The 10,797-nt window shown below is 62.3% G+C and carries 15 protein-coding genes; 8 read left to right on the top strand and 7 right to left on the bottom strand.

The features are described from left to right. Window positions 1-50: 50 nt before the first annotated feature. From LAN64_08720 to LAN64_08695, 6 genes are all read left to right on the top strand, one after another. Complete coding sequence (locus LAN64_08720) at window positions 51-497, top strand: hypothetical protein (protein MBZ5567918.1); 447 nt, start codon at window positions 51-53, stop codon at window positions 495-497. 64 nt (window positions 498-561) lie between these two features. Beyond that, complete coding sequence (locus tag LAN64_08715; GenBank protein ID MBZ5567917.1) at window positions 562-1,578, top strand: TIGR03617 family F420-dependent LLM class oxidoreductase; 1,017 nt, start codon at window positions 562-564, stop codon at window positions 1,576-1,578. A gap of 72 nt (window positions 1,579-1,650) precedes the next feature. After that, entirely contained in the window at window positions 1,651-2,187 is a 537-nt protein-coding gene (locus LAN64_08710) for a DinB family protein (protein MBZ5567916.1), read from the top strand. 190 nt (window positions 2,188-2,377) lie between these two features. Next, window positions 2,378-2,686, top strand: a complete 309-nt coding sequence (locus tag LAN64_08705; protein ID MBZ5567915.1) for a hypothetical protein — start codon at window positions 2,378-2,380, stop codon at window positions 2,684-2,686. 261 nt (window positions 2,687-2,947) lie between these two features. Further along, window positions 2,948-3,376, top strand: coding sequence for a hypothetical protein (locus LAN64_08700; protein ID MBZ5567914.1), 429 nt, complete (start codon window positions 2,948-2,950; stop codon window positions 3,374-3,376). Between the two features lie 147 nt (window positions 3,377-3,523). Beyond that, window positions 3,524-3,745, top strand: a complete 222-nt coding sequence (locus tag LAN64_08695; protein MBZ5567913.1) for a hypothetical protein — start codon at window positions 3,524-3,526, stop codon at window positions 3,743-3,745. A 261-nt stretch (window positions 3,746-4,006) separates the two neighbouring features. On the opposite strand, the gene LAN64_08690 is transcribed toward LAN64_08695, so the two are convergent. Continuing rightward, window positions 4,007-4,417, bottom strand: a complete 411-nt coding sequence (locus LAN64_08690; protein ID MBZ5567912.1) for a hypothetical protein — start codon at window positions 4,415-4,417, stop codon at window positions 4,007-4,009. A 325-nt stretch (window positions 4,418-4,742) separates the two neighbouring features. On the opposite strand from LAN64_08690, the gene LAN64_08685 reads away from it, so the two are divergent. After that, window positions 4,743-6,467 carry a tetratricopeptide repeat protein gene (locus tag LAN64_08685; protein MBZ5567911.1) on the top strand — a complete coding sequence of 575 codons (1,725 nt, stop codon included), beginning with the start codon at window positions 4,743-4,745 and terminating at the stop codon, window positions 6,465-6,467. Window positions 6,468-6,586: 119 nt separating this feature from the next. Here the strand turns inward: LAN64_08685 and LAN64_08680 are convergent, their stop codons facing one another. Beyond that, window positions 6,587-6,997 carry a cytochrome c family protein gene (locus LAN64_08680; protein ID MBZ5567910.1) on the bottom strand — a complete coding sequence of 137 codons (411 nt, stop codon included), beginning with the start codon at window positions 6,995-6,997 and terminating at the stop codon, window positions 6,587-6,589. Window positions 6,998-7,219: 222 nt separating this feature from the next. Beyond that, window positions 7,220-7,558 carry an RNA-binding protein gene (locus LAN64_08675; protein MBZ5567909.1) on the bottom strand — a complete coding sequence of 113 codons (339 nt, stop codon included), beginning with the start codon at window positions 7,556-7,558 and terminating at the stop codon, window positions 7,220-7,222. 249 nt (window positions 7,559-7,807) lie between these two features. Between LAN64_08675 and LAN64_08670 the strand changes: the two genes are divergently transcribed. Further along, window positions 7,808-8,536, top strand: coding sequence for a formylglycine-generating enzyme family protein (locus tag LAN64_08670; GenBank protein ID MBZ5567908.1), 729 nt, complete (start codon window positions 7,808-7,810; stop codon window positions 8,534-8,536). Between the two features lie 17 nt (window positions 8,537-8,553). Here the strand turns inward: LAN64_08670 and LAN64_08665 are convergent, their stop codons facing one another. The 4 genes from LAN64_08665 to LAN64_08650 all read right to left on the bottom strand — a co-directional run bounded on the left by LAN64_08665 (window position 8,554) and on the right by LAN64_08650 (window position 10,685). Next, window positions 8,554-8,754 (bottom strand): twin-arginine translocase TatA/TatE family subunit, encoded by a 201-nt coding sequence (locus LAN64_08665; GenBank protein MBZ5567907.1) that lies wholly within the window; start codon window positions 8,752-8,754, stop codon window positions 8,554-8,556. Window positions 8,755-8,950: 196 nt separating this feature from the next. After that, a complete protein-coding gene (gene ccsA, locus LAN64_08660; protein MBZ5567906.1) occupies window positions 8,951-9,649 on the bottom strand; it encodes a cytochrome c biogenesis protein CcsA in 699 nt (232 codons plus the stop codon). Next, entirely contained in the window at window positions 9,646-10,323 is a 678-nt protein-coding gene (locus tag LAN64_08655) for a heme exporter protein CcmB (GenBank protein MBZ5567905.1), read from the bottom strand. Before LAN64_08655 ends, ccsA begins: the two co-directional genes overlap by 4 nt. After that, window positions 10,320-10,685, bottom strand: coding sequence for an isoprenylcysteine carboxylmethyltransferase family protein (locus LAN64_08650; protein ID MBZ5567904.1), 366 nt, complete (start codon window positions 10,683-10,685; stop codon window positions 10,320-10,322). Before LAN64_08650 ends, LAN64_08655 begins: the two co-directional genes overlap by 4 nt. Window positions 10,686-10,797 lie beyond the last annotated feature (112 nt).

Here is a 10,797-nt window from a genome sequence, read left to right as displayed (position 1 = left end):
CGCGATGACCCGATCGACCGACAGACCGATCGACTGATGTTGGAGGACCGATGAAAAATATCTTGCTCGCCAGCCTGCTCTCCACCTCCACCCTGTTCGCCCAGGGCGCTCCCCCGCAGGTCTCCGCCGACCAGCCCTACACCCTGGAGTATTACTACAAGGTCCAATGGGGTCATCAGCAGGAGTTCCTGCAACTCTTCCTCAAGAACCACTACCCGTTGCTGAAGAAAAGCGTCGAGACAGGCCGCATCCTTTCCATCAAAATCGAAACTCCGGCCAACCACATGACCGAGGATGCCCGCTGGGACTACCGCGTCACCCTCAAATACAAGAACTCCACCCTGGCCACCACCGCCAATCCCGGCGAAGAAGCGCTCATCAAGCAGCTCTACCCCGACCAGGAAACGTTCCAGCGCGAGGAGCAGCGCCGCTTCCAAATTCTCCTCGCCCACTGGGACCTCCCCGTAACCGAGATTAATCCCGCAAAAGCACCTTAGGATTCAAGGTGAAACACTTTCGTCCGACGCCTGAAGGCCGAAGCCTGAAGCCTGGAGCCTGATCATGAAACTCGACATCGGCTTGCGCGACTACGACCTTGGCACCGTTGCCGCCTACGCGCGTCAGGTCGAATCCGCCGGCTGTGATTGCCTCTGGACCTCCGAAACCCAGCACGACCCCTTCCTCCCGCTCGCCGCCGCCGCCGCCGCCACGTCGAAAATCAAGCTCGGCACGTCCATTGCCGTCGCCTTCCCGCGCAGCCCGATGGTCCTCGCCTACACCGCCTGGGACCTGCAGAAAGCCTCCGCCGGGCGCTTCATCCTCGGTCTCGGCTCGCAGGTGAGGGCGCACAACCAGCGCCGCTTCTCGGTAAAATTCGAAGCCCCCGGCCCCAAGCTGCGCGAGGTGGTCCTCGCTCTGCGCGCCATCTGGGACTGCTGGCAGAATGGCGCGCCGCTCAGGTTCCACGGCCGGTTTTATCAGTTCGACCTGATGACGCCCTTCTTCAATCCCGGACCCATCGCGCACCCGAAAATTCCGGTCTTCATCGCCGGCGTCAACCACTTCATGTGCCGCACAGCAGGCGAGGTCTGCGACGGCCTGCACGTCCACCCCTTCCACACCCCGAAGTACCTGCGCGAATACGTTCACCCCGCCGTGGACGAAGGCCTGGGCTCCTCCGGCCGCTTGCGCCAGGACTTCCACTACGCCACCGCCGCCTTTGTCATCCTTGGTGAGACCGAGCAGGAGCGCGCTCGCAACGCCGAAGCCGTCCGCCAGCAGATCGCCTTCTACGCCTCCACCCGCACTTACGAGCCCGTGCTCGCCGCCCACGGCTGGGAGGGAATCACGCCCGAGCTCCATGACAAATCCCTGCAAGGAGACTGGAAAGGCATGGCCGCACTCATCACCGACGAAATGCTCTCCACCATCGCCGTCACCGGAACTTGGGACACCATCGGCTCCCAGCTCCGCGAGCGTTACGCCGGCCTGCTCGATCGAGTCGCGCTCTACACACCGTACGACGTTCCACTTGACGAATCCCGGCTCTCCCGCCTGGCGCAGCAGTTGAACGAATAACGTCCTCATTGACGCGCTTCATCGCCTCCGCGTATAAGGCTTGGCACTGCGCGGTCGAGGAGCCGCACTACCATGACAAGACAAACCGTATTGCTGCTCTTGCTGGTCTGCCTGGCCGCACAAGGACTGTTTGCCCAGCAAGTACCGGAGGGCGTTGGTCAGGGTTATGACGGGGAGTTCGGGCATGTTTCCCGGCAACTGATCGCACTCGCCGAAGCGACTCCCGCCGAGAAATTCGCCTGGCGCCCGGCGCCGGGCGTGCGCTCCACCAGCGAAGTGTACATGCACATCGTTTCCGCCAATTTCTACCTGCTCAGCATGACGGGACCAGGAACCAAGATGCCCGCCGACTTGAAGCCAGACATGGCGAAAGCCGTTACCGCCAAGGCCGAGGTTATCGACTGGCTGAAGCGCTCGCTGGACGCCGTCAAGTCCGCCCATGCAGCCGCCAAGCCCGCCGACCTCGATCGCAAGGTCACGCTCTTCAAGCGAGAGACCACCGCGGACGCTGTCTTCCTGCGTCTGATCATTCACAACAATGAACACATGGGGCAGTTGGTCGCCTACGCGCGCATGAGCGGAGTTGTGCCGCCTTGGTCGAAGGAGTAGGCCGGAACTGCCTTTGAGCGAGAGCGCGCGCGGATCGGCGTTGCGGTGTCCAGCCTGCCCTTCGCAAACGTCGAGCCCCGCAGGGACCGCGCATGGAATCCCTGAACCGTTCCAACTTGCACGTCTCGTACAACTGCGGTCGGAACCAGCGCGTCAAAACACTGGTGTCCCGCTTTCTAAGGAGAAATACATGCAGCGATTGTATTGGTATCTAGGTTCTCTTCTGCTGGGTGCAGCCCTGATTACGCCCGCAGGCATGCAGGCCAAAGATAGAGATAAGGACAAGGATCACAACTGCCCCGACAAGGCATACTACGATCGTGACCGTAAGGTGTGCCATAGCTGGGACGACCGCGAAGACCGTGCCTACCAAAAATGGCTGGAGGTTAAGCACAAAACCCACCGGGAATTCTCCAAGCTGAAGGCCAAGGAGCAGTCGCAATACTGGAAGTGGCGCCGCGAACATCCGGATCATGATGATGACAGGGACCGCCACTAACCCGTCCTCGCGCTAGTCTGCATCCGTCCGGGCGAGAGTCTTGTATGGGCGTTGGCGAAAGAGTCGGGCGGCTTCGACACGAGACTGCGCTAGCCCGGCGAAAACGCCGAGTACGAGAAGCCGAAAATGGATGCGCTGGGACTTTAGGATGCCCAGCGCGGCACTTCAACGCCGGGCTCGCGGGGCCCATGGTCACCCTCGCCTCTTCCCACTCGCCGTACTTCTGCGCTAGCTTGTACCGACTGCACTGAGGATCACGCCATGCGCAATACGGTCCGCATCGCCGCCGCCTCCCTGGCGTTCTCGCTCCTCGCCCCTGCGCAAACCCCATACACGCCGCAATTCAAGGGCGACCCCGCCCACTCCATCGCCGAGGCCGCCGCGCTCGGCTATATGCGCACCGTTCTCTACGCTCAGCACGTCTATTACAAAAAGCACGGCTCTTACGCCACCTCGCTGCGGTCATTGGTCGGCTCCAGTTCCTTCACCCGCCGCATGACCAATCCTGACCGCGGCGACTACACCGTCCACTTCACCTCCACCGGCAAGAATTTCTCCCTCTCCATGGTGCCCAAGCAGTTTGACCCCGCTCACCGCGCTTTCTTCGCCGACGACACCGGCACAATCCGCGCCGAAGACGATCAGCCTGCCACCGCCTCCTCGCCTTCGATTAAGGCCAAGCCTGACTGAGTTCCCGTAACCAGTGGCAGGCGCGCCCTCGCGGGTCCAGGCTCGCTGTGCCGCGCTCTGTCTCCTTGCGCCCGAATCAAGGCAACAACCATCTTGACGCAGCTTGCCGTTGCGCATAGAACTTTCCAGCGCGACGGAGGTATCGCCGTGAAAGTCTGGGGCAAAAGCGAACCGTACCGCACTGGCGACCGTGTTTTCGCCATCCTGCAGCACCCCGAAGTCGCCCTCTTGCTCACCTGTGAGGCGCCCTCCTGCTGGACCGCTATCGTCTTCGACTTTACGCGCAAGCAGGCCGTGGCTTCGGCGCACAACCAACCCTCCTGCACAGCGGCGCAGCAATTCGCCATGGCGCAGACCGAGGCTCTATAAGGTCACTCCGCCTGCGGCGGAAATCCAGTGGCAGCAGGCACTCAATCGGCCCGATATCCTGCAGACGTGAGGGAAAGCAGTTTCTAGTTTCTGGTTTCTAGTGAAAACCCGAAACTGGAACTTGAAAGTGAAAGCTGTGCGCTTGCAAAACCGCCACGCACACGCTGCTCAATCGCACGCGCAAACAATGCGACGGCATACTCCCGGAACTGTCAAACTTTGGGAGCCTCCCCGGCAGAGCCGGGGGAACTCCTAGTTGCATTAGTTGATGGCCCAGCAGGTAAGCGAGTTGCGATTACGGCGGCAGCGCCAATTCCAAGTGTTGATGCCGGGATCGGCGTGGACGTGCTCGTACATGTCAACCCGGCGGGTCTGGCCCCAGTAGGTGACCGGCCACACCTCGGGCGAGATTTCCGGCGTGCGCCGTTCGACGCAGCCGAGAAAAATAATGGCGCCGTCGCTCTCCGGCAAGGCGATGCAGTTGCGCTCTTCGCTCGCGGCCCATTCGCCGCGGCCAAAGTACACGGTCGTGTCCTCGCGATGCGGCACCCAGCCGGCGCGGTTGGCCGCCCGGGCGACGCCGAGCGCCAGCCCGATCACCACCAGCACCATGGCGAGAGCGAGCCGCACGCGGGCCGATGTGCTGAGCTTCTGCACCACGCTTGCGTCCATTCGTGCTCAGTTTAGCGCGGTCGGCGCGCCCGGAGAGATTACGTGCGGGCGTGAACCATCGTGCTCACCGGCGAATCCGTCGCTTCACGCACGCAGGCATGGCAGCGAGATGAAGAACTAAGAAGTCAGAAGTCAGAAGTCGAAGACTCGCTGCCACTCTCATTCATTCTTCATTCTGACCTCCTAATTCTCGTTGTCAGACGCGGCGCGCAATCAGCTAAGATCGCGTCAGCATCGAGGACTCCTGTTGTCTTCCCGCAGCCGATCACGTCCCCAGCCAACAGCCGCATCCGCCAGCGCGGAACCATGGTGGAACGCAGCCTGGTTGCGCGCCGCGGCGCTGATCGTGCTCTCGATCATCGCCTACTTTCCCGCGCTGGGCGGTGGATTCATCTGGGACGATCGCATGTACCTGACGCAGGGCAGCCTGATGCGCTCCCCGCTCTGGCGCCTGTGGTTCGCGCCGGACGCGATTGATTACCTGCCGCTCACCTACACTCTGTACCGGCTGCAATGGAGCATCTGGCGCGACAGCGCGACCGCGTTCCACGCAGTGAACGTGCTGCTCCACGGCGGAGCCGTGGCGATGCTGTGGCGCGTGCTGCGCCGGCTGGAGGTGCGCGGCGCATGGATCGCCGCGGCCATCTTCGCGGTGCATCCGGTGTGCGCGGAATCGGTGGCGTGGGTGGCGGAGGAGAAGAACCCGTTGTCGCTGCTGCTCGCGGCAGTCGCGTTGCTGCTCTACCTGGATTCCAACACGCGCCCGCGAAGGTATTGGCCAGCGGTGGCGGCGTTTGCGTTGGCGCTGTGCGCCAAACCTGCGGTAATCATGCTGCCGGTGGTCCTGCTGCTGCTGGCGTGGTGGAAGCGTGGCGCGGTCGCGCGCGTCGACGGGTTGCGCAGCGCGCCGTTCTTTGCGCTGTCGGCGGTGTTTGCGGTGGTCACGATCTGGTATCAGCAGCGCGCCATCGGCACGGAACGCATTCCGCTCGGCGGCTTGGACACAAGAGTTGCGCAGGCAATCAGGGCCGCGTGGTTCTACTTGTCGAAGCTGTTGGTTCCGCGCGAGCTGATTTTCTTCAACCCGCGATGGCGGCACAGCGGGCTTGATGCGCTCACGGTCGCAAGCCTCGTCCCGCTGATTGCGCTGGCGGCACTATTGTGGAGAATGCGCGCGCGCTGGGGACGCGGGCCCCTGGTGGCGCTGGCCTGCTACGTTGCCATGCTGCTGCCGGTCCTTGGGTTGCTCGACATGGCGTGGATGCAATTCGCGCCGGTCGCCGACCATTACCAGTATCCGGCAATGATTGCCCCGATCGCCCTGGTGGTTTCGGCGGTTGCGAATCTCGCCCGGCCGCGTGCCAGAGTGGGACGCGAAAGCATGAGCCATTCCGGAAACGCGCGATTCGCCAAGGTGGCGCACCCGGCGATGGCCGCCGCCGTCATAGTGGTGCTCGGCGCCCTCACGTTCATGCAGGCCCGGAACTATAAGGGCGAGGACACGCTGTGGCGAGCGACGATCATGCGCAATCCGCAGGCGTGGGCGGCGTGGGCCGGACTGGGATTGACGGCCAGCGAGCGCGGCGATCTGACTACCGCCATCGCAAACCTGAAGCGCGCGGCGGAGTTGAACCCGGAGTATTCGGCAGTGCACAACAATCTCGGAGCGGCATATCAGAGAAGCGGCGACATCAAGCGGGCGCTCGCGGAATACTCAGCGGCGGCGCGAATCAACCCCGAACTTCCGGAGCCGCAGTACAACCTCGGCGTGCTGCTGATCGAGCAGAAGCGCCCCGCGGAAGCGGAGCCGCACTTGGCGCGCGCGGTCGAGTTGATGCCGGCGAGCGCCGTTGCCGAGGTGAAACTTGGTTCGGCGCTGCTGGTACAGGGAAAGCTGGAGGGCGCGGCGCAGCACCTCTCGCACGCCGCGCATATGGATCCGACCAGTTTCGAGGCGCACGCCTACCTGGCAGAGTGTTTGCGCAAGCAGGGAAAGTCCGAGCAAGCATTCGCGGAATATCAAAAGGCCATTGCGTTACGGGGACAATAAATCGTAGTTCGTAATCCGCGGTCCCAGGCTACCGGCTGCCGGCTACGGACTACCAAAAAACGCGCCGGCGGATGAGGCCGGCGCGAGAGAGAGTTCCCGACGAGATCAGATCGCTTGGATCAGACGTTGGCTTTCTGGTGGCATTCCGTGCATTTGGTCGGGGCCTTCTTGCCCTTGGCGTTCTCGGCCGTGTGACAATCAATGCAGGTGCCTTTCTTGGCCATCGCATCGTGGAATGCGAGCTTGTAGGTGGTTTTCATCGGAGCCACAGCCACCTTGGTGTGGCAGTCGCTGCAAGCCTGCTGTTTGGCGGTAGCCGGTTTTTCCGGCTTGGACGCGTGGTGGCAGGTCTCGCACTTGATCTTGCGGTCCTTGGCGTGAGCTGAATGCATGAATTTCACGCCGCCCATGGGATTGCCCTTGAGGATGTAAGTGTCCTGCGGGGTCTTATCCGCGGTAAAGGCGAGGCCGCACATGACCACCAGCAGGGCGAAGCCCAACATTACAATAAACAGTTTCGAACTCTTCACGTCGCCTCCTCGAGAGATAAACGACAGGACGAAAAGCGGTGCGGATTATAGCGGATTTCAGTGATGAAAACGAGGACGTCACGCGCCTAGGTGCGGCACATCACGGCGGGGCTGGGCACTGCGCGGAGGGTTCAGAAACAGCATGGCTCCTGAGGCCGCGCCATAGAGGCAGCGACCTCAGGATCAATGCCAACGTACTTGCATTGCAGCTTCAGTAAGTATCTAGTAGCCGCGACCGTAGCCGCCACCACCACCGCCACCGCGGCCGCCGCGTCCACCACGGCCGCCGCCACCACCACCGCCGCCGCTGCGTTCGGGCTTGGGGCGGGCTTCGCTAACGTTTAAGTTGCGTCCGCCCAGGTTGGCGCCGTTGGTGCCGGCAATCGCCTTTTCCGCCTCGGCGTCGTTGGTCATCTCGACGAAGGCGAAGCCGCGCGGCTGGCCGGTATCTCGATCGCGGATCATATTGACGCGCTCGACCGTGCCGAAGCCCTCGAAGAGCTGGCGCAGCTCCTCCTCGGTAGTCCTGAAGTCCAGGTTGCCCACATATATGTTCTTCATGTTTTCCTCGCGGTAGAGGTCCGTTGATTGGGGCTTGCTCGGAGACAACCAAGACACTGCCGAGTGTGGCTCGCGATCTCTAGACCGAAGTAGCGGTTGCTTGCCCTCTTAAGGCGGTACAAGAGTACCAGCTTCGAGGGAATCTGGGCAGGAAGGGGCAAAGTTTTTTTCCGCCGATTTCTTCCCGGCGTAGTGTCATTCTGGTTAATAAGGCGCTGGGTAAGGACGGCGTGTGCTAGCCTCGACGATATGGGTGTTTCCAAAACCACAGGTGTGCGCGAAACCACAGTTGCCGAACCGGTGATGGTGCGCGTGCCCGAAGGCTGGTTCTGGATGGGCAGCGACGAGGGCCTGGACTGCGAGCGTCCGCGGCATCGAGTGTGGGTGGATGGAATCGAGATGGCCGCATTGCAGGTCACCCATCGTGACTACGCGCGCTACCTGAGCACGACTGGCGCGGTGCCGCCTCCGTATTTCGACAATCCGGATTTCAGCGATCCCGAGCAGCCCGTAGTGGCGGTGTCGTGGTCCGAGGCGGTGGCGTACTGCGAGTGGCTGAGCGCGGCAACGGGGCGGCAGTATCGCCTGCCGACGGAGACGGAGTGGGAGCGGGCGGCGCGCGGGGGAGCAGACGACAAGCCGTATCCGTGGGGTGACGAGCCGCCGCAGTCGCGTGCGGGATATGCGTCAAAGTGGAAGACGGGCCCGGAGCCGGTGGGGCACAGCGAGCCGAATGCATACGGCTTGTACGAGATGTGCGAGAACGTGCACGAGTGGTGCGGCGACTGGTTCGACGCTTCCTACTACTTGCATTCGCCGGAGCGCAATCCGCGCGGGCCGGAGAACGGTTCGAGGCGGGCGTCGAGGGGTGGCTCGTGGAGGCACCACGTCAAGAATTCCAAGTGCCATACCAGATCGAGCATTCCGCCGGAGTTTCAGTATGCGGATTATGGGTTTCGGCTAGTTCGCAGTCGGTAGTTGGTAGTCCGCCGTAGTCAGGCCTGCTTGGTTTCGACAGGCTCTTGCTTGGACTCATCCTTGGGTGGCTCTTTCTTCTCTTCGCCAGAAAGCGCGGATTTGAACCCGCGGATGCCTTCGCCCAGACCTTTGCCCAGCTCGCCAATCTTGCGCGGGCCGAAGATCAGCAGGGCAATGCCGAAGATGACCAGCAGTTCGGGAAGTCCGATTTCGCCCACAAAAATACCCCTATACTCCCTACTTTAACCCCAAGTCGGGAGCGGTGTCGCGCGGAATTCGCAGCTCGCGACGAATCGGCTTAGCTGCGGTTGAGGTCATCGATATCGTTGCGCAGGCGCTGGTAGCCGCGGGTGAGAATGATCAGATAAACGATGTGGATCGCCCAGGCGGCGCCGTAAGCGGCGTAAACCCATTTCATCGCGCTACTCCTTTCACGCCGGCGATCGCTCTCATGGCGTGCGCCTCTTCCACCTGCTGGCGCAGCCGCTCGAGCCGGTAGCGGATCCAGAGCACCAGGAATGCGAGCGCCAGGAATCCGAACCAGTTGATGAGCAGGGCCTGCATCATGCGCGGATCAATGCCGGAACCCTGGCCGCCGCCGATCACCGGCTGCGGATGCTGGGTGCGGAACCAGCGGATGGCCATGTAGACGAAGACCACGTCAACCGCGCCGAAAATAGCGAGCACCGAGGCGAGCACAGGGTTCTGCCCGGCGGTCGAATAGCGGCGCAGCAGCAGGTAGCTGACGTAGATGAGCCAGAGAACCAGGGTGGAGGTGAGGCGCGCGTCCCAAGTCCACCAGATGCCCCATATCGGCTTCGCCCAGATGGGCCCGGTGACCAGCACGACCGTACAAAACACCACGCCCACTTCCGCGGTGGAGAGGGCAACGGCATCGGCCTTCAAGTTGCGCGAGGCTAGATACCAGAGGGAGGCAACAAAGTTAGCGAAGAAGCAGAGGAACGCCGTCCAGGCCGAGGGCACGTGGTAGTAAAAAATGCGCTGCACGTCGCCCATGGTCATTTCCTTGGGAGCGACGATCAGTCCCTGGTAGAGCCCATAGGAGAGCAGCGCGAGGGTGATGAGGGCGAAGATGGAGAAGGCCGATTTCATTCCGCGTGCAACACCGTTTCGAACAGGAAAAATCCCACGATGGTGAACACTATATCGTACACGGCGAGGAAGACGAGCGGGAGGTAGGGCGAGTTGTCGCCGGTGAGAATGGCGGTCGTGGCCGCGACCATGGCCAGCAGCGCGGGGATCGAGATGGGGAACAACAGCAGCGGCAGCATGACTTCTCGACTGCGGGTACGGATGGACATCGCCGCGAAAAACGTGCCATTCACCACCAGCGCCCAAGTCCCCAGCACCGCGGCGAAAACCAGTTGATAGGCAGGTCCGACGCTGCGCAGGTCGTAGAAGACGACGAACAGCGGCGTCATCAGCGCCACCAGGATGATGACGAAGAGAAAGTTGCCGATCGCCTTGGCCAGGAACAGCGATTCGGCGGGCGCGGGGGATACGCGGTAGGCGTCCAGCACTTGATTGCGCAACTCGCGCGCCCAGGTCTGATTGAGCGCGACCACGGCAGCGAACAGCAGTGCTACCCACACCAGTCCGCCGGCAATGCGGCGGGATTCTTCGGCCGTGAGGTCGAAAGAAAAGCTGAAGATCACCACTACCAGCAGGGCAAAAAACAGCATCGAGTTGATGGCGTCCTTGGAGCGCCATTCCAGGCGCATGTCCTTGGCCAGGGTGACGCGGAGGACGGGAAGGAACGCGCTCATGGGCGTCCTCCCGCATCGGCGCCGCGCCGGGGTTTTCGCGGAATCCAGCGCGGGACCGTCCGGCAGTACTCTTCATAGGTGGCGCCGAATTTTCTCCGCAGCGTCGGTTCTTCGTAGAGCAAGACGAAAATGTGACCCAGCAATAGCCATGGCAGACAAAACAGCAGGGCTGCACCGGAGCGAAGGAAGAGCGCAAAGCCCGCCAGCAGCACTGAGCCGCCGATGTACATGGGATTGCGCACGTAGCGGTACAGTCCAACAGCAACAAACTGGCGTGGCGGATCAAAGGGCGCCGGAGTGCCGCGGCCGCGGAAGACGAACGTGGCGACGCACGTCAGCCCAATCGCCGCGCCGGCGAGCATGACGGGAACCGCCAGCAGTCCGGTCCAGTCAGGTAGCGTGAGCCTGAACCGCGGGTCGTAGGAGCGAAGGCCCAGCGCGACCCAGGCCCACAGCCATACGAACAGGCACACT

It is taken from the genome of Terriglobia bacterium (genome assembly GCA_020073185.1).
In the GTDB taxonomy this organism is placed as follows: Bacteria; Acidobacteriota; Terriglobia; order Terriglobales; family Acidobacteriaceae; genus JAIQGF01.
Note: the sequence above shows the minus strand (reverse complement) of the source record. Positions and strands in the feature narration are given on the sequence as shown.